This is a genomic window from Colwellia sp. E2M01, from assembly GCF_018860585.1.
Lineage (GTDB): Bacteria > Pseudomonadota > Gammaproteobacteria > Enterobacterales > Alteromonadaceae > Colwellia.
In genome coordinates, this window is the sequence record NZ_JAHKPR010000034.1 from 27,879 (window position 1) to 45,729 (window position 17,851).

20 protein-coding genes are annotated in these 17,851 nt (G+C 36.1%); 3 read left to right on the forward strand and 17 right to left on the reverse strand.

Features of this window, described 5'->3' with window-relative positions; all coding sequences use genetic code 11:
* Positions 1-30: 30 nt before the first annotated feature.
* Positions 31-297 carry a hypothetical protein gene (locus tag KO502_RS07635; RefSeq protein ID WP_216021985.1) on the reverse strand — a complete coding sequence of 89 codons (267 nt, stop codon included), beginning with the start codon at positions 295-297 and terminating at the stop codon, positions 31-33.
* 129 nt (positions 298-426) lie between these two features.
* Positions 427-1,002 carry an NAD(P)H nitroreductase gene (locus KO502_RS07640; RefSeq protein ID WP_216021986.1) on the reverse strand — a complete coding sequence of 192 codons (576 nt, stop codon included), beginning with the start codon at positions 1,000-1,002 and terminating at the stop codon, positions 427-429.
* Positions 1,003-1,721: 719 nt separating this feature from the next.
* Between KO502_RS07640 and KO502_RS07645 the strand changes: the two genes are divergently transcribed.
* Together KO502_RS07645 and sppA are read left to right on the forward strand one after the other, a co-directional pair.
* Positions 1,722-2,633 (forward strand): DMT family transporter, encoded by a 912-nt coding sequence (locus tag KO502_RS07645; protein WP_216021987.1) that lies wholly within the window; start codon positions 1,722-1,724, stop codon positions 2,631-2,633.
* Between the two features lie 203 nt (positions 2,634-2,836).
* A complete protein-coding gene (sppA, locus tag KO502_RS07650; RefSeq protein ID WP_216021988.1) occupies positions 2,837-4,777 on the forward strand; it encodes a signal peptide peptidase SppA in 1,941 nt (646 codons plus the stop codon).
* A gap of 154 nt (positions 4,778-4,931) precedes the next feature.
* Here the strand turns inward: sppA and KO502_RS07655 are convergent, their stop codons facing one another.
* The 15 genes from KO502_RS07655 to KO502_RS07725 all read right to left on the reverse strand — a co-directional run bounded on the left by KO502_RS07655 (position 4,932) and on the right by KO502_RS07725 (position 17,230).
* Positions 4,932-5,267: a PBPRA1643 family SWIM/SEC-C metal-binding motif protein gene (locus KO502_RS07655; protein WP_216021989.1), complete on the reverse strand. Its 336-nt coding sequence runs from the start codon at positions 5,265-5,267 to the stop codon at positions 4,932-4,934.
* A gap of 218 nt (positions 5,268-5,485) precedes the next feature.
* Positions 5,486-6,757, reverse strand: a complete 1,272-nt coding sequence (locus KO502_RS07660) for an aminotransferase class I/II-fold pyridoxal phosphate-dependent enzyme (RefSeq protein WP_216021990.1) — start codon at positions 6,755-6,757, stop codon at positions 5,486-5,488.
* Between the two features lie 176 nt (positions 6,758-6,933).
* Positions 6,934-7,152 (reverse strand): DUF6500 family protein, encoded by a 219-nt coding sequence (locus KO502_RS07665; RefSeq protein WP_216021991.1) that lies wholly within the window; start codon positions 7,150-7,152, stop codon positions 6,934-6,936.
* A 14-nt stretch (positions 7,153-7,166) separates the two neighbouring features.
* Complete coding sequence (locus KO502_RS07670; RefSeq protein WP_252730626.1) at positions 7,167-7,529, reverse strand: DUF4144 domain-containing protein; 363 nt, start codon at positions 7,527-7,529, stop codon at positions 7,167-7,169.
* Positions 7,530-7,701: 172 nt separating this feature from the next.
* Complete coding sequence (locus KO502_RS07675) at positions 7,702-10,590, reverse strand: DUF349 domain-containing protein (RefSeq protein WP_216021992.1); 2,889 nt, start codon at positions 10,588-10,590, stop codon at positions 7,702-7,704.
* Between the two features lie 133 nt (positions 10,591-10,723).
* Positions 10,724-11,047, reverse strand: coding sequence for a DUF1315 family protein (locus tag KO502_RS07680; RefSeq protein ID WP_216021993.1), 324 nt, complete (start codon positions 11,045-11,047; stop codon positions 10,724-10,726).
* Between the two features lie 57 nt (positions 11,048-11,104).
* Positions 11,105-11,437, reverse strand: a complete 333-nt coding sequence (locus KO502_RS07685) for a hypothetical protein (protein WP_216021994.1) — start codon at positions 11,435-11,437, stop codon at positions 11,105-11,107.
* Positions 11,438-11,640: 203 nt separating this feature from the next.
* Positions 11,641-13,179 carry an alanine/glycine:cation symporter family protein gene (locus KO502_RS07690; protein WP_216021995.1) on the reverse strand — a complete coding sequence of 513 codons (1,539 nt, stop codon included), beginning with the start codon at positions 13,177-13,179 and terminating at the stop codon, positions 11,641-11,643.
* A 77-nt stretch (positions 13,180-13,256) separates the two neighbouring features.
* Entirely contained in the window at positions 13,257-14,399 is a 1,143-nt protein-coding gene (locus tag KO502_RS07695) for a M14-type cytosolic carboxypeptidase (protein ID WP_216021996.1), read from the reverse strand.
* 107 nt (positions 14,400-14,506) lie between these two features.
* Positions 14,507-14,938: a TlpA disulfide reductase family protein gene (locus KO502_RS07700; RefSeq protein WP_216021997.1), complete on the reverse strand. Its 432-nt coding sequence runs from the start codon at positions 14,936-14,938 to the stop codon at positions 14,507-14,509.
* Between the two features lie 381 nt (positions 14,939-15,319).
* Entirely contained in the window at positions 15,320-15,586 is a 267-nt protein-coding gene (locus KO502_RS07705; RefSeq protein WP_216021998.1) for a hypothetical protein, read from the reverse strand.
* Positions 15,587-15,590: 4 nt separating this feature from the next.
* Complete coding sequence (locus KO502_RS07710; protein WP_216021999.1) at positions 15,591-15,911, reverse strand: hypothetical protein; 321 nt, start codon at positions 15,909-15,911, stop codon at positions 15,591-15,593.
* 138 nt (positions 15,912-16,049) lie between these two features.
* Positions 16,050-16,364, reverse strand: a complete 315-nt coding sequence (locus KO502_RS07715; RefSeq protein ID WP_216022000.1) for a YkgJ family cysteine cluster protein — start codon at positions 16,362-16,364, stop codon at positions 16,050-16,052.
* A 67-nt stretch (positions 16,365-16,431) separates the two neighbouring features.
* Positions 16,432-16,773, reverse strand: a complete 342-nt coding sequence (locus KO502_RS07720) for a hypothetical protein (protein WP_216022001.1) — start codon at positions 16,771-16,773, stop codon at positions 16,432-16,434.
* A 13-nt stretch (positions 16,774-16,786) separates the two neighbouring features.
* On the reverse strand, positions 16,787-17,230 hold the full coding sequence (locus tag KO502_RS07725) for an SMI1/KNR4 family protein (protein ID WP_216022002.1): 444 nt from the start codon (positions 17,228-17,230) through the stop codon (positions 16,787-16,789).
* 164 nt (positions 17,231-17,394) lie between these two features.
* Here KO502_RS07725 and KO502_RS07730 point away from each other — a divergent pair, with 164 nt between their 5' ends.
* Positions 17,395-17,769: a YkgJ family cysteine cluster protein gene (locus KO502_RS07730; RefSeq protein ID WP_216022003.1), complete on the forward strand. Its 375-nt coding sequence runs from the start codon at positions 17,395-17,397 to the stop codon at positions 17,767-17,769.
* Positions 17,770-17,851 lie beyond the last annotated feature (82 nt).

Below are 17,851 nucleotides of genomic sequence, written 5' to 3' on the forward strand. Positions count from 1 at the left end.
TAAGTTAAGGCTTATTCAAAGGTCTTGTATTTAATCATTACAACAAGTCACTGCGGGAATATAAACTAACTTATTTTGTGTAAAAAGTTTAAACACCAAGTTTAATTTAGCCTTAACTTCACTCTCTATTGCTGGTGGTGCCTGAGCGGATACTAAGCTAGGCGACGAAATAGCCTCTTTCTCTACTTGATATAACCACCCTGCACAACCAAAACCGACTAAAGGTAATTGTTGGGCTTCAATCGCTTGATCTTCTGCGATTTCAACAAACCATGAGTGCTCTTTTCCTGAAAACACCAAGCATAACCATTGATAAGGCCTTCAGCCTTTACATTATTATTTAAATACTCAATGCTAGCTTGTTGATGAATGCTCTTTTGACAAATCAGCCCAGACCAATTTTCACCTGATATTTCAGCCACTATGTTATTGCCAATAAGTTACGTGCTCTTGGTAATCTTTTGCAGGTTTCACCCCTGCTTCTTTCGTTGGCGTGCCTACATATAAAAAGCCAACAATATCGTTATTACCCTCAATACTTAAACCCGCTTTCACTATGTTGTTGTAGGCTAAATCACCGGTTCGCCACATAGCACCATAACCTAAAGAAAACGCTGCCATTTGCATGGCATGAGCACAACAACCTGCTGCAACAAGTTGTTCTTGTTTTGGCACTTTTGAATGCTCTGCATAGTTAGTTGAAATAACAATGAGCATTGGCGCTCTAAAAGGCATTTTTGCCGTCTTCGCTTTTTTATCAATAATGGCTTGATCTTCTAAATCAGAATGCGCTAATTCAACAGAAATGGCTTCAAGGTATAAATCACTTAACTGTTGTAATCCCTGCCCTGAAATCACATGAAAATGCCATGGTTTTAAACCGCCATGATCAGGAGCGCGCATACCAGCGGCTAATAATGTGGATAAATCAGCGTCATTAGGTGCTGGCTCGGTTAGCATTGGAGTAGATTGTCTTTGTAATAATAATTCAATAGCAGTCATTGGGGATTCTCATATTAATTAAAAGTATTCATTTTTAATTCAAATATTAAATTGTCTAAGAGTTTATCGTTAACTGTAATCATGTGCACGTATATCTCAGCAATATTAAAAATTAAATGAACCTAAAGGCAGCACTTGTTTGAAATTTATGCGGCGTTATCACATGTGACGTGTAGCTTGCTACACGTCACATGCTCTGCATTGCCTATTCTTAATACAAAGAAGTCCAAACAAGTTGCTGTAAAAGTAATCTCGAAAGATCAACAGACCCTAGTAACTAAAATATTATGCTTGACTTAAATTGATTCCCTCGCCACTATGCATACGAACAAATTATTTAATTACTTATTTAGAGAATTTGTTCGTTGTCTGTATTTCTCACGTATTATCGGAAAACACTATTATGTATAACTTACTCGCCATGAATACCAATCGAGCCCATAAAGCAGCAGCGCTTCGCTGTGCGCTTATGCATGTTCGCCTGTGGCTAGTCAAAAACATATTAGTAGCCACCTACTGCGGAGAAATGAAAAGACAAAGGTTAATGAATTATTAACATTAACTAACTTAAGTCACTACTTAACAAGTTCATTTCTAAACCGCAACAGTCACCTCTTGCGGTTTTTTGTTTTCATAGACTTACTCCGCAATATTTGACTTCTTTTAACGCAGTTTACTAATCAACATCATCAATTGAGAGAATATCAAGGAGAAGGAAAATGTCTGTGTCTATAGCCTATTTGGCTGTTTTATTAATATGGTCAACCACACCATTAGGAATTGTGTGGAGTAGCGAATCAATTAGCCCAAGCTTTGCCGTGTTATTGCGTATGGTTATTGCCGTAATACTCGGTATTTTAGTGGTTAAAGCGCGCCGTATTGATTTGCCATGGCATAGAAAGGCATTAACTCTATACACCTATTCTGCCATAGGCATTTTTGGCGGTATGATGTTTTCTTATCTTGCGGCAACGTATTTATCGTCAGGCATTATTTCATTAGTTTTTGGATTTTCGCCAATTATCTCTGCCGTATTAGCAAAGTATATTTTAACTGAGCCAAAAATAAGTTTAATGAGAAAGCTGTCTATGGTTATTTCAATTATAGGCTTAGCTATTGTTTGCTCGGATAATTTTAACTTGGCAGATAATGGTATCTATGGCGTTGTCTTTATACTTTGTGCGGTATTTTTCTTTAGTTTGAGTGGCGTATTAGTTAAAAGTGTTACATTAGCTATTCACCCATTAGCAACAACGGTTGGTGCTTTATCTATTGCTACCCCAATGTTTTTAATCACGTGGTTGATACTTGATGGCACTTTACCTATTGAACAGTGGCAAGCAAAGTCTTTATGGGCCACCTTATATTTAGGTGTATTTGGGTCATTAATTGGTTTTTATGCATACTTTACCGTATTGCAAAAATTGTCGGCAAGCAATGTCACTCTAATTACCTTGATCACGCCAATTATTGCCTTAACATTAGGTGCCATACTAAATGATGAAACCATTAATGATAAGTTAATTTTGGGAGCTTTCTTAGTATTACTAGGGCTAAGCTTGTATCACTTTGGTCACCGTCTTAGCGTTATTAAAACCAATGCCACCAAGGCAAAGCTAAATGTAAAATAAAAGCTTAATGTGATTGTTAGGGTGTTAAACCAAGCGAAATAATTCAAACGATTATTTCGCTTTCACTTTTCACTTCAACTAAACCGTTATAAATACTTACCATCTTAACTCTGTAGATGGTTAAGTTATTATAAAGAGTAAGGTAATATAGCTTAAAGTTAACAAATTGTTCTTAATAGTTGAATTCAAGAAGAGATAAAATAATGAATAATAAACCTGGAATTTTTAAACGGATTTTTACTGCAATTTGGCGTGTTATTACATTTTCACGAGCCCTTATTGTAAATTTAGTATTTTTTATATTGTTATTCGCCTTTATTGCTGTTTTATCCGGTAGTGAAGAACATATAACTGTTCCTGAAAAAACAGCACTAGTATTAAACCTTAAAGGCGATGTCGTTGAGCAAAAGCGTCAAATAGATCCCATGGAAGCCTTTTTAAGTGAAGCCATGGAGCAACAAGAAGAAAATCCTGAGATATTATTATCAGATATTATTGAAGTGATCAAAAAAGCAAAAAGTGATGCTCGAGTACACATATTAGTAATGCAACTACACGGTCTTAACCGTACCGGGTTAAATAAATTACAAGATATTGCTACCGCGATTGAAGACTTTAAAACCTCAGGTAAAAAAGTTATTGCCCTTGGCGACCAATTTAGCCAAGACCAATATTATTTAGCAAGTACTGCGCATGATATTTGGTTAAACCCACAAGGCTTTATGTTGCTTGATGGTTACAGCCGTTACCAAACCTATTTTAAATCTGCATTAGAAAAATTATCAATTAACCAGCATATCTTTAGAGTCGGTACGTTTAAATCTGCAGTTGAACCTTTTATCCGTGACGATATGTCTAAGGCGGCCAAAGAAGCGAATGAGCTTTGGTTAAATGACTTATGGTCACAATATAAAGACGACGTTGCTAAACGCCGTAATTTTAGTGTTAATAATTTTGATGAAGATATTGATGTACTTATTAAAAAGTTTACCGAGGCTGATGGTAGTTTTGCACACTACGCCTTAAATAATGAATGGGTTGATCAATTATTATCACGCCAAGAAATGCGTAACGAGCTGATTAAATTAGTAGGGCTTAATAAAAAAGGAGATAGTTACAGTAGTATTGGTTATAAAAATTACCTTACTGCGACGAACTCCCCGTTAGCAGTAAACATAGAAGATAATACTGAGCTAACTATAGCGTCTACAGATAAAGTAGCCATCATTGTGGCTAAAGGTAATATTTTAGATGGTAAACAAAAATCCGGTACTATCGGTGGTGACAGTACTGCTCAATTATTACGTAAAGCCCGTAATAATGACAATGTTAAAGCAGTAGTACTGCGTGTTGACAGCCCTGGTGGTAGTGCCTTTGCTTCTGAGATTATTAGTCAAGAGGTTGAATTATTAAAACAAGCTGGCAAACCTGTTGTTGCTTCAATGGGCACTTATGCGGCTTCAGGTGGTTACTGGATATCAGCGCCTGCTGATTTAATTTACGCCTCTCCTGCTACTATTACTGGCTCTATTGGTATATTTGGTATGATGATGACTTTTGAAGATTCATTAAGTAAGTTAGGTGTTTATACCGATGGTGTTGGTACTACTGATCTTTCCGGTTTTGGTCCAACTCAAGCACTAACGCCAGGTATGGCGAAGTTATTTCAATTATCTGTTAACAGAGGTTACCAAGAGTTTATTCAATTAGTTGCGAAAAACCGCAACATGACAGAACAACAAGTTGATGCTGTTGCTCAAGGCCGTGTTTGGTCTGGGCGAAAAGCCAAAGAACTTGGTTTAGTTGATGAATTAGGTAATTTGGATGATGCGGTACTTGCCGCGGCAACACTTGCCGAGTTAGTAGAATACGACACATTATTAGTTGAAAAGGAACAATCACCACGAAGTAAGATACTTCAACAGTTTTTCGGTCAATCAGCTTCATTCATGGCGTTATTGACTGGTGATTTTAACGAAGACACTTTAGCTTTAGGTATAACAGCTAACTCCCTCACTAATACAGGAAATACGCAACCGCTAACACAATTGATGAGTAAGATGAAAGCTGAACTTACCCAGCTTAATCAGTTTAATGATCCGCAAGGTCGATATACTTTATGTCTTGCATGTGGTGTTAATTAAAAAGATGAATTAAAGAAATAGAAATAAGGTTTTTAGGACTTAATAGCGAGTAACCGCAGGCAAACTGTCGTTGCTCGCTATTATATAAACGGTATTATATGATCGGGTATCTATTTGTTTTCACTTTATCACTAGAAAAATTTTAAGATAAAAGTTACTTACCACAACACTTTTTATATTTTTTACCACTACCACATGAGCAAGGTTCGTTACGGTTTGGTGTTTTATCAAACGTAGTCGTAGTTGCTTTAATCAACATGCCATTTAACTCAGAAATATCTTCTTCAACTGTATTGTCTACAGTGATCTCAGCATAAAGTTTATTTTCAGCAACAATCTTAGCAACTTCTATTTTTCTTTCTTCGTTGGTAACTGATAGCGTTAAGGGATGCTTTTGTGTACCAATTTTTGCTTTACGTTTGGTATTGAAACCTGTGGTTATGTGATTATGACGTGTATGAATACGTCCTTTATAATAGAGGTCGTGCATGATGTTCTCCACAGTTAAATGCTTTTTCAATTAAGGTTATTAACCCAATTGGTAATTAGTTCTTTATGCGCGGCAGTATAACGTAAAGTAATAAATAGTCGACTGTTGAATGACTACTGTGACTGTTTTTTAATTTTATGGCGCATATAAAAAACTCACTTAAACCGAGTCCAAGTGAGTTTTAAAGTATTAATGCGCTTGTTGGCTTAAGTTAGATGTTAAGCTTTATCTAACGCTTGGCTAACATCAGCAATAATATCATCAATATGTTCAATACCTACTGAGATCCTAATTAAATCAGCGCTAACACCCGCAGACGCAAGCTCGGTTTCATTTAATTGTCTATGTGTTGTCGAAGCAGGATGACATGCGAGAGATTTTGCATCACCAATATTAACTAATCGTAAAATCATTTGCAGTGCATCAATAAATTTAGTGGCTGCTTCAATGCCGCCGACAATACCAAAACTTAAAATGCCAGATGCTTTACCCGATGTTATTTTTTCACAATTTTCACGATATGGACTATCAGCTAATGCCGCATAATTAACCCAAGTAACTTTGTCGTGTTGTTGTAAGTAGGCGGCAAGTTTTTCAGCATTTTCACAATGTCTTTCCATACGCAAACCAAGCGTTTCTAAACCTTGTAATATTTGGAATGAATTCATTGGAGAAATCGCTGCTCCAGTATTTCTTAAAGGCCCAACTCTACAGCGACCAATATACGCGGCAGCACCTAACGCTTCAGTGTATACAACCCCATGATAAGCCGGATCAGGCTCATTAAGTACAGGAAAGCGATCTTTGTTAGCAACCCAGTCAAACTTACCTGAATCAATAATAGCACCACCAATTGAAGTACCATGGCCACCAATATATTTAGTTAATGAATGCACAACAATATCAGCACCTAACTCAAAAGGTCGACATAAAAATGGTGTCGCTACCGTGTTATCAACAATAAGAGGAACACCATGTTTATGAGCAATTTCAGCTAAGCGTTCAATATCAACAACATTACCCGCTGGGTTGCCAATTGATTCACAAAATATGGCTTTGGTTTTATCATCAATAGCATTGTCGAATCCGGTAAAGTCATCATGCTTTATCATACGCGTTTCAATACCTTGGCGAGGTAGTGCATGCGCAAAAAGGTTATAAGTGCCGCCGTAAAGCTCACTGGTACTAACAATATTGTCTCCTGCTTCACATATACATTGTAAAGCATAAGTTATTGCTGCCATTCCCGAAGAAACACAAACAGCGGCAATGCCACCTTCCATTGCCGCAACTCTTTGTTCTAATACATCGGTAGTTGGATTCATAATTCGCGTATAAATGTTACCAGGAACTTTTAAGTCAAATAAATCAGCTCCATGTTGAGTATCGTCAAAAGTATAAGAAGTGGTTTGGTAAATAGGTACCGCTGCCGCTTTCGTTGTTTCTTCCGATTTATAACCTTCATGTAACGCTATTGATTCGAGTTTCATTCACTTTATTCCTTACGTTTATTGGCGCGTTATTAATTTATAATGACGCTATTTTATTGGAGTACGTTAAAATTTTTAAGGCTTTATTACTAGCTAAGTAAGTACTTTTTGTAAAATATGTTAGCTAGCTAACAAATCATCAAGCATAGTTCAGAATGCATAGTTCAGTATACTAGTTACTGATTATTTTCAATCAACGCTTTAATTTTTAATGCTTTTTCAAAGTGGTCTAATTGATGTGTTGTTATCCACCAAGTAGCGGCTTCCATTAAGAGTTCAGGATCATCATTCTTATTCGCAAAGAAAGCATAAAACGACAAACCAACATTACTGCCCTTTTGTGCGATTTTTTTATCGCACACCTCTATTATTTTTTTACGCAGATTATTGCGCATCAACTATTCCTTTTTTATATTTCTTTATTGTCTATGCATAATGAGTTAATTGCATCACGAATATTTAAAAAGTGGATCTTGGTTAAACAAAGTTCAGCTTTTGAAAACTCATGAGCACGTATTAAATGAGTAACTTCTTCGACAGTAAATATTCTCGTTTGTTTTATTAAATTTACATTATTTATTGTTAGGCTATTTGTGATTGAATTATCTATTTCCGAACAGCCTGTTACTGAGCCGTTTGTTACTGAAAAAGACTGACCCATCGAATCGATGAGGCAATCGCCTTCTGTTAAAATTAGATCAGTATATTGCAAGGTAAAGGCTTGTTTAGTGTCAACATAAAGTAATTCATTATCTCCTTCAAGCTTAAACATACAGGGCCAGTTAATAATGGGCGTCTCCTTAGAGTTATAAATATGATAACTACTCAGCATTAAAGTCAGGCTATCAAAATACAGCGGTATAAACAAAAAATCAGCTTAGCTTCTTAAAAGTTAAACTGATTTTTAAAGATTTTATCTACACCCTATTAATGACAATAGTTTATTACTTGCTGTAAATAAGGTTTAACCTTGCAATTAAAGGTAAATCGTTTTCTGATAAAGTACCTAACATTAACCAATCGACTAATAATTGAGTTAAGTCTACCTCATTACCTGAAAGCATTTGTTCTTGCATTAGTTGCACTTGCACTTTCATACGTTGATTAGCTAGTTCACTCGGTGATTCACTGTTGCTAAGTATTTCAATTTCTAGAGTTTTATCAAAACGATTATTACCTTCAACAGGTTTTGTCAATTTGACCTGATCTAAGAAACGTTTTTGCCAAAAGCTCGTCATAGCATTAAAGCTATCTAATCCTTGTAACTCTGTAATCTCTTGGCTTTTTTGGGCCTGTAATGTCATTAATTCAAATAAGTTTACCCAGGTTTGCTGCGCTTTATTTTTTGCAGCTTGTTCAATTAACTGAGCAACTTGTTTGATGACTTTTTCACAGCCCATCGCCACTGATTTAATAACTGGTTTATGAGTTATGCTCTCTTGCAGTAAAGCTTCTGCTTGTGCTTTTACCGTTAATAACGCTTGGTTATTATCGTTATTGTCTGCCTTAGCTTGTACAAAGTCAGTTTCAATTGACGTTAATTGTGTTTCAAATACTTGTTGTTGTTCTGTCAAAGCAGCATCTTGCTCAGATTTTACTTTGCTGCGTTTAGCAAATAACTTATCGTTTGTTTCTCTAAACTGTTGCCATAACATGTTTTCTTTTTGATTACCGGCAAAGCCAATCTCACGCCACGATTTTTGTAATTGTTTAGCTGATTCTATCGCGGTAAAAATATCATCATTGTCAATAAGCGCTTCTGCTTTAACAATTAAGGCTTGTTTAGCTTCTGCATTTTGTAATTGAAAACTACTGATCGCTTGTTGAATTGGCGCTGTAGCATTTCTAAATTGCTGTTGTAATTTTTTATATTGGTTACGATCAACTTCACCCGCCTTACTCCATAACTTTTGTAAGGCGTTAAGTTGCCCTTCAAGCGCTTTAAAGTCGAAGGTTATTTGTGAGTTTTCTTCCGTTGTTTGCTTAGTTAATGGCGCGGCAAGTTGCTTAGCCTTTACCAGTATTTCTTGACGCGCTACTAAATGCTGCTCGCGTATTTTGTCTTGCTCTGCATAAAATAAACGACATGGTGCAAAAGCTTGTTCGCAAAGTTGGTTGAACTGCTCATTTAATTCTTTATCAACATCTTCATCAGCATGACCTAATGAGTTCCAAGTGCTACGGAATGTTTTCACTTTAGCGGCTTGCTCATTTGGGTTATCTAGTGGCGTTTCAACTAATGCTTGGATTGATGTCAATAATTCTTGTTTGCGTGGTGTCGCTATGTAGTGCTCCCAATCACTTAGCTCTGCCATTTTTTCGCTGACTTGATCAAAATCACGCTGTAGTTGCTGCTGCTGTTGAGCTGATAATTGTTCGATGCTTTCTTTAACACCCTTAAATAAACCAAAACACACTTTAAACTTACCTGCATTAAGTAGGCGTTTAATGTCTTGCAGCTTTTTCTTGTGTTGGAAAAATAATTCTTTCTGCTGGTTTTGTAAGGACTTTAAACCGCTTTGCCAAGTGCTCACTATTTGTTTTTGTGCTTGCACTATTTCTTCAGGTAAAATACCTGCGGTTTTTTGTTCAATAACACGCCATGCGCTTAACCAATCACTGTAAGTTTGCTGACGGTCATTTAATTCGAGCAAGGTTTTAGGTAGTGTTAGTTGTGATATTTTCGAGATCAAGTGTGTTGCTTGACTTACCGACTCAGCTATTTCAGGTATTTGATTTAAACGCTCAATTAACTTCTCAACTTGGTTAATAAATACTGATTGTTCACTTTTATTCAGTACGGAGGCTTTAATATCGGTTGTTAAGCTTGCTAATAAGTCTTTAAATATCGCATCATCAACCTTATCACTTGAAAATACCGCCGTAGTGATCCCTTTGCTAATTTGATTAAGCTGTTGGGTAAACTCTTTTTTATCTTGTTTTTTGTCGTGTTCTAATTTATCGCTGATAATTTGTTGTTGATATTGCTCTGCTTTAGCAATAAATAATTTATCTAAATAATCGGTAATCGTTTGATATTTTTCATTAAATAATGATGCTTCATCATCAGGTAAAACATTAAAATCAGTCGTTAGCGTTTGCCAGTCTTTAATTAATGCGGCTTTACGTCTTTTATAGTCCGCATAGTCCGACACATCTTTTAGTGCTTGCAACTTGGCTAAAGTAAGTTGTACTTGTTTGGTTAACTTTTGTGGTTTTTCAATTTCAGTTTGAATCGCAGTTATTTTTTCTTGAATATGTTGAGATATGGCACTGTTACAGGCTTTTTTACTCAACTTCTCTAATAACTTTACGTCAGTTACTTGATCAATAATGTAGTTTTGAAAGGCGATATTTTGTTTTTGCGTAAAGCTTTGTATTAATAAGTTAGCTGACGTTTTACGTTGACTTATTAGTTGATAAAGAGAAATCATTAAAGCACTGTTTTGCTCGTGCGTTAACCATGCTTCTAATAATGGCGTAGTTAGTAGCGCTTCTTTTTCTTGCTCTGCTAATAGTTTTTCTTTTACCTGAGAAGATAAAACAATACTGTGATCGGTTGTCAAAATATCATGTATTTGCTTTGCGGCAAATTGTTTTACTTTTTCTTGTGAATTATTACGACTCGCTTCAAGGTAATGTTCAAAAGTTCCTACTTTAATCAAGGCCGCGCGTCTGACTAAGTCACTGCTATCTTGATTAATTAACTCTGTTAATATGACTAGTTGCTCTGGATTATCAGCTGATAACTCATCATTAATTGCGGTAATACGGACAGTTGCGTCTTTATGTTGCCAATTGATTTTTGTTTTAAATAATTTGGAGAATATCATAGTGTTCAATTCATTCTGTTAAAAAGCACAGTCAAGCTAAGCTAAGTTTTAATCAACAATCGTAAATAACCTACTGTGAATTAAATTAGTTTAATGAAGTGTTGGGATTATAAATAGTGCTTAAAGTTAAGTATTACAGCTCGTTGTTACTGAAGTAAGCAATGTCAGCTTGTGTTGGTTTGCTACAGCTTTTAATTTCTTCTTCAGCTTTATTACCTGAAAATTCTGCTTTTAACTGTCGCTTGTTTTTTTCAACTATCTGGCCATTAGAGCCGATAGTCAACATTTGATCATTATCTAAATGTCGTGCTTGATATGCCATGCTCAATTGTAGAGCTGTTGCACGTTGAGCTTCGTCTACTACTGTACCTTCAGGCCACTTGCCTGTTTCTGCTGCGCACTGTAAACGTAAATACATATCGTTTGACATTGCGTCTATGGTTTTAAGTAAATCCATTAAAATTCCAAGATAAAAATATATAATATAAAAAGTAAAACTCGCAAAAGACTATGTCTATAAGCCAGTTTTACGTTTGTTAAATAACAACATGGTACGAATAACAATATACATGATAAAACCGATAACGGTAACGATCATAGCGCCGGTATGCTGCCATGTTCCGGGCGCTACATTATCCCAAAACATGAGCAAAAAACCACCACAAAATAGTATCATCGCAAAAAATGAATAATTCATTAAACGTTGTGTTTTATTGATTAAACTCACACGGTTCAAATTATCAATTTTATCGGCATCAAGATCAGATAAATCAAGCTGACAATGATTACAAATTTTTGCTTTATCTGAAATTTTCTTTTTACAATTTGGACAATTAATTACGGCCATGTATATACCTTTACAATGATACTAACGCTAATGTCGATAATAAATGAAATAATACGCTATAAGTCGAACAAGACTGTTTATGAGTACAATTTTATTAGTATTGAGCCACTTAGCATAATTTTGCATAGTATACCTGACCTCATAAGCTATTTCACTAGTCACTGTATGCATTATTGCTAGGTAAATTAACTGCTATGGTTATTTTAAACGTCTTTGTTAATAGGCTTATCAACCTTATTAGCATCTTGCAAAGCTGCCTGCTTATCGGTAAAACGTTGCTGCCAAAAGTCAGCATTTTTTATGTCTAATGACTTCGGATCAAAACTGTAATTTTTAACCCCTGATTTTTTTTGAGCTTCATAATCTTTTAACGCTTTAATCGCAGGTTTTGACATAAAGAAGATAATAATAATACCAATGATATTCAGCCAAGCCATAATGCCTACGCCAATATCTCCCATACCCCAAGCTAAATCAGCCGCTTTAACTGTGCCGTAAAAAGTAGCAATAGTTATTATAATTTTTAATAACAGGTGTAAGCCCGGGATCTTCAAGGTTCTTTTTATATAATAAACGTTACTTTCGGCAATAAAGAAATACGCTAAAATAGTGGTAAAAACGAAAAAGAATAAAGCAACAGCGACAAAAGGTTTGCCTATACCAGTAAAGACACTTTCAACCGCCAATTGAGTAAATGCTGGTCCGTTAGCAGTAACATCTGCGGCAACATTTTGAATTAAAAAAACTTCGCCAGCACCATGAACGTTGTAAGCACCGGTAATTAAGATCATAAATGCGGTGGCTGAGCAGATAAATAAAGTATCAATATAGACAGAAAAAGCTTGCACTAAGCCTTGTTGCGCTGGATGTTCAACTTCGGCAGCCGCTGCCGCATGTGGCCCTGTCCCCTGACCTGCTTCATTAGAATACACTCCTCTTTTTACGCCCCAACCGATTGCAGCGCCAACACCTGCCATAGGACTAAAAGCATCGTTAATAATCATCATAAACACTGTAGGTAATCTATCTATGTGTAAACCAATAATGATTAAAGACACTAAAATATAACCAAGCGCCATAAATGGTACGATGACTTGGGCAAAAGTGGCAATCCGTTTAACACCACCAAAAATGATGAACCCTAGTAAAAGTACAATACCTGTTGCGGTATACACTTTAACAGTACTTAAATTACCAAGAGATGTCTCTAATATGTCACCTCGACCAAAAACTAAAGTTATAGCTTCACCAAGACCATTTGACTGTACCATAGGAAGCATAACCCCACAGGCAATAATGGTCGCAATAGCAAATATCCACGCGTACCATTTTTGCCCCATCGCTTTTTCTATATAATAAGCAGGGCCACCACGATAAAAACCATCGGTTTCTTCTTTGTATATTTGCGCATTAGTTGATTCAATATACGCAGTAGCGGCACCAAAAAAAGCAACAACCCACATCCAAAATACAGCGCCAGGCCCACCAAAACCGATGGCCGTAGCTACCCCTGCAATATTACCCGCGCCAACGCGGCCTGATAATGAAATAGACAATGCTTGAAAAGAAGATAAGCCTTGCTCTGAGCTTTTACCTGACAATAGTAAGCGCCACATTTCACCAAAATGGCGTATTTGCACTCCGCGTGTTACTACTGTGAAAAACAAGCCTGCACCTAAACATAAGTAAATAAGTGCTGGGCTCCAAATAATGGCATTAATACTGTCGACAAAATCTTGCACGATTAGCTCCTAACGTGTGGGTGTTCTTTAGTTAATTGCAGTTGCTCTAGCTAAGGATAATTAATGTAAAAATAACACTATCGTAAATCATCAACCATGTGATAAATGCCTGTTAAAAAATCGCGCCCCAAAATACGGCTTCTTTCATCAGACCAGCCTACAGTGTCATCGGGTAAAAATTTATTATCTTTAAAAGGCATTTCAATAGTGTACGCTAAACATGTAAATTGATTGCCAACCCAGTGAGTACCTATTGTAGGGTTAGCTTTACCTGGCTGCTCCTTTTCATAGCCTAATTCATCTTGAAACTCAGGGGTAATGGCAAGCATAATTTCTTTGAACTTATCTTCTAAAGCTTTGTGCCGTGTATCATAAGCAACAACACCTTCACAGCCTGCAACAAAATTAGCGGGGATGGTTTCATCACCATGCACGTCAAGGAACATATCGACGCCTACGGCTAACATTTTTTCTCGTACCAAATACACTTCCGGACTTCTATCCATTGTTGGCTCAAGCCATTCACGATTTAAGTTAGCGCCAACAGCGTTTGTTCTAAGGTGACCGCGTACGCTACCATCAGGATTCATATTTGGCACAATATAAAAAACAGCTTTGTTTAATAAAGCACGGGCTACACCGTCATCTTCATCAAGTAACCTATCAAGCATGCCTTCAACAAACCATTCGGCCATTGTTTCGCCAGGGTGTTGTCGCGCTGTGATCCAAATATTGCGCTTGCCATCGCCAGCTTCGCCTATCGTTAATAAGCTCATCTCACGACCATCGATTGTTTGACCCAAAACTTGTAACTGACAATGTGTATGCATTTGCGCGTTATGCAGTAAATCTTGATGACGTTCATAACTGTACGGTGCAAAGTAAGCTAAATAAGCGGAGTCAAATTCTGGTGTAAAAGTAATAGTTAGCACACTATCACTATATTGAGTGGGAACACGAAACCAATATTGGCGATCATAAGAAGCTACCGCTTGATAGTTTTTCCAACCACCGGGAAACGCTGAGTTTTCTGTATTTTTTATCTGCATTATATGTTCTTGACGATTGCCATTTACATCTAATTCATTGTGTAGTTTGAAGTGAAACCATTGATAAAAGTCCGATTGATTATCGTGTTTGATTTCTAATTGGATATTGTTTGCGTCCGCGGCAGTAATAACACGAATATTGCCGCTGTCAAAATTGTCCGTAATGTGCATCTTAATATTTCTTATTTTTATAAGCTAATAATATTAACAGTGTACACAAACCGTGCAACGATCACTATCGACAAATAAGCGAAAGCTAATCAAAAATTAATGGAAAGTTATAAAGAGCGCAAGTATAAACCTAATTGGGAAGAATACCCCATAGACTTTCCTACAATTACATTGTCGATATTTAACACGTAATAACTCGGATAACCGCTTACCTCGAATGTTTTTTTCAAGGCTTGTGTTCCTAGTGCAATAGGAAATGTGAGTTGGTGTTGGCTAGTAAAATCTAAGACTTCATCGGTACTACTATAATCCATAGCAATAGCCACCACATCAATGTTTTCATTTTTTTCAAACAATGTTTGTAGATTGCCAATACTGGCGTGACAGATCTTACACCAAGGGGCGAAGAAATATAAAATAGTGGTTTTACCTTGAGCTTTTAATGACGCCGTTTCGCCCATCAATGTTGGAATATTTTCTATATTAAGGGTTTGTTGAGCGGGTATAGCTTTATTTAATGGCGTGTCAGTTGATAACATACTAGTCTCCCTTAACAAAGAGATCAGTTGAAATGCTATAACAAAAACGATGGCTTGGAGTACTAGACGACGTAACACGTTAATTTCCTATCATGAACAATTTATTTTAATACCTTTGTAACCAAGCTATAGCGTAACCCACTTAAGTAATATAGCTGAGCTAATATGACTTAACTTATGTATGTCTTAATTTATAACCTTGCTAACGCTAAATGTTAAGACGTAAATGGATTTCTATAAATTGGCATTGGTATCAGTAGTCATTAAATAGACCTGATTAATCGCTATTTAATTTTACTTCGCTTAATTAATTTAAACTAATTAAAATTTATTCAAGATAAGGCTAGGTTGTTAACTTCAGATATGTACTCGTAAGTTGAATTACCTTGGAATATTTAGCCATTTCCTCAGTAATTTAGAGACAAAAAATGAAACACCAAAACCAACGACAAAATAAAGCGCTAATACGTATTCGGCGATACCTGAATCATATAATTGACCATCTTTTAGTAAACACTTAGCGGTAGCATACTCAAACTCACCACCTTGGTTTATGCAATCATTAACCATAAGGAATGTATGCAAGGCCCAAATCGCAAGTAAGCTGGTAAATGCACCAAGTAATGTAGGTAAAACGGCTTTATTCATCAGCTTAGCGCTTTTTGTTTTTCATATTGACGACTTCACGCGCGATAGCTAGCAATGCAGGGGAAATATCATCCGCCCCTGATTTGATTAACTTACTTACATCACCTGATGAAAATAATGAACCACGCTCTGATTTAACACCTAATGAACGAACAAAATCTTTTGTTTTACCTGTACTTGCCGTATCAATGTATTTAAAAATAACTTGTTCGTTAAAACTTTGTGGCTCTTGTTTTAGGGTACTAATTTTCTCAGATAATACTTCTATTTGATTTTCTAATGCTGCAATTAATTCTGCGGTATCTGTGTATGGATTTAATATCATGGAGTTTTGACTCTGTTAGTTTACTAACGATTTGTTAGTAGTTTGAAGATGGACTGTTAATCGCGAATTTTTTATTGACGTTATTGTACATGCTAAAAACGATAGATTGAAATAGGCCTGTGCATGGACATTTTTAAGTTACCTATTCTCTTCTCGTTCTTCGATACATTCTGGCGAACCCATTTCGAAGATCCTACATACCCATGGCCTATTTTCATAAATAGTACACATCAAGGTATCTCGGTCTAACGCTGAGCACCAACCATCATCAGCACGTAACATAGTTTCTTTGCCGTGCTGATCTACATGAACATATTGATCTGGCACTCCTGTATCACTAAGCAACATAACCTCTAAACGACAACAACAAGCTTCACAATTAGCACAGCTTATGTTTGTACTTGTTGCTACGTTTATTAGAGAAGTGGCTAGGTTTTTAACTTTAATACTCATATATAAATAGTCATAGACTGCTCACTAGAACAATAGCTTTAATGTCGTTAATAACTAATGGGATACGCTAAACCAACTTTACACAATAAGAAAAAGTTAACTTACAATCAATGTACTTTAGCATTTTGTTAACGATAAGCGGAATATCGACAGCGCCATTAGCCTGCTCAGCAGATACCGAAACTAAAATATCACATGCTTCTAACGCTATTCTTTGTCTTACGTAGTAATCATTAATCACTTCAAAGTTTTCAGTGGTTAATGGCACATGCGCTACGTATTCTTGTTTATTCAAATTATTCGCTTCGCTATGGCTGGAGCCTATAATTTCACGCACTAACGAATAAGCTTGAAATTTATCAAGTTTTAAAAAGCGAAAGCTGATTTCTGTGTTTAACAGTGTTGTCATCTGAGACTCGTTATCAATGGTTAAATTGTTCCAGCCAACCAATAAAAGAATCGGCTACTTGTTCGATGGTACGTAAATCATGATTATAAAAATATACAGGTATGTCTTGCTGCTGATGACAATCTTCTCGCTTGAAGCAAAACATATTTCCTTCACAGTCTGAGGCAAATAAAATATGCCCTTTTGGCATACCACTCATCTCATATAAATTTGTTAATGAAAATACATCATCAAGACTTAAAAAATCTTGTACTTGTGTAATGGCGACATTCAAGTCACATGTTTTAGTTAATACGTTCGGTGTATGCACTAATCCATAAGTGGAAATTAAGTATTTATATGACACGGGTAAATGAACCGATAACTTATGCTCAAGTTCTGTTACTTGCTCAGTAACAATTGGTACCATTGTCTGCTTGCTTTGCCATTGTTGTACAAAGTTATCAATACGCTTCATCACTTCAATTAATACCCTTTAATAATACTCTTTAGTAACACATTAAAATTCGGCACAGATAATAACATCAATGGTATGATAAGCGTATCAGCTTAATCGTTTTATATAGGTTATTTAGCGGCTTAATGGTTTATTTCAGTACGGTGTAAAGGTTTAGTGACAATATGAAAGATTGTAATCAATGTGGAAAATGTTGCATTAAATACGGCGGTGGTGATTTAGCGGCGAGCCAAGAAGAAATAGATCTTTGGGAGATTTTTAATCCTGAAATATTCGATTATGTTAAAAAAAATGAGATTTGGTTCGATCCTAAAACGGGTGCTAAACTTAGCCGCTGTCCATTTTTAGAGGTAACTACGGAAAACGCTCCAACAGCAGTCAACATTTATACTTGCAGTATTTATATAAACAGACCTGAAGATTGTCGTGTTTACCCAAGCTTGATCACTGAGATGATCAAAGATGACTGTGAAATGATTGAAATAACAGATTTAAATAATCTTGACCAAGCGCAAACACTCATAGAGAACAAAGGCTAATTAACACCCTTACTTTTGCTCACTCAACACGTTCTACTTCTTTTTATGGCAATAATACCAATCTGATTAAATTTCTTCCCAA

Excerpts from the sequence above, each read along its gene's own strand:
- KO502_RS07675 (WP_216021992.1), bottom strand. The coding sequence starts at position 10,590 with ATGATATTCTCCAAATTATTTAAAACAAAAATCAATTGGCAACATAAA.
- sppA (WP_216021988.1), top strand. The coding sequence starts at position 2,837 with ATGAATAATAAACCTGGAATTTTTAAACGGATTTTTACTGCAATTTGG.
- KO502_RS07660 (WP_216021990.1), bottom strand. The coding sequence starts at position 6,757 with ATGAAACTCGAATCAATAGCGTTACATGAAGGTTATAAATCGGAAGAA.
- KO502_RS07695 (WP_216021996.1), bottom strand. The coding sequence starts at position 14,399 with ATGCACATTACGGACAATTTTGACAGCGGCAATATTCGTGTTATTACT.
- KO502_RS07730 (WP_216022003.1), top strand. The coding sequence starts at position 17,395 with ATGAAAGATTGTAATCAATGTGGAAAATGTTGCATTAAATACGGCGGT.
- KO502_RS07670 (WP_252730626.1), bottom strand. The coding sequence starts at position 7,529 with ATGTTTAAGCTTGAAGGAGATAATGAATTACTTTATGTTGACACTAAA.
- KO502_RS07680 (WP_216021993.1), bottom strand. The coding sequence starts at position 11,047 with ATGGATTTACTTAAAACCATAGACGCAATGTCAAACGATATGTATTTA.
- KO502_RS07640 (WP_216021986.1), bottom strand. The coding sequence starts at position 1,002 with ATGACTGCTATTGAATTATTATTACAAAGACAATCTACTCCAATGCTA.
- KO502_RS07725 (WP_216022002.1), bottom strand. The coding sequence starts at position 17,230 with ATGAAGCGTATTGATAACTTTGTACAACAATGGCAAAGCAAGCAGACA.
- KO502_RS07700 (WP_216021997.1), bottom strand. The coding sequence starts at position 14,938 with ATGTTATCAACTGACACGCCATTAAATAAAGCTATACCCGCTCAACAA.
- KO502_RS07645 (WP_216021987.1), top strand. The coding sequence starts at position 1,722 with ATGTCTGTGTCTATAGCCTATTTGGCTGTTTTATTAATATGGTCAACC.
- KO502_RS07715 (WP_216022000.1), bottom strand. The coding sequence starts at position 16,364 with ATGAGTATTAAAGTTAAAAACCTAGCCACTTCTCTAATAAACGTAGCA.
- KO502_RS07665 (WP_216021991.1), bottom strand. The coding sequence starts at position 7,152 with ATGCGCAATAATCTGCGTAAAAAAATAATAGAGGTGTGCGATAAAAAA.
- KO502_RS07655 (WP_216021989.1), bottom strand. The coding sequence starts at position 5,267 with ATGCACGACCTCTATTATAAAGGACGTATTCATACACGTCATAATCAC.
- KO502_RS07705 (WP_216021998.1), bottom strand. The coding sequence starts at position 15,586 with ATGAATAAAGCCGTTTTACCTACATTACTTGGTGCATTTACCAGCTTA.
- KO502_RS07720 (WP_216022001.1), bottom strand. The coding sequence starts at position 16,773 with ATGACAACACTGTTAAACACAGAAATCAGCTTTCGCTTTTTAAAACTT.
- KO502_RS07685 (WP_216021994.1), bottom strand. The coding sequence starts at position 11,437 with ATGGCCGTAATTAATTGTCCAAATTGTAAAAAGAAAATTTCAGATAAA.
- KO502_RS07710 (WP_216021999.1), bottom strand. The coding sequence starts at position 15,911 with ATGATATTAAATCCATACACAGATACCGCAGAATTAATTGCAGCATTA.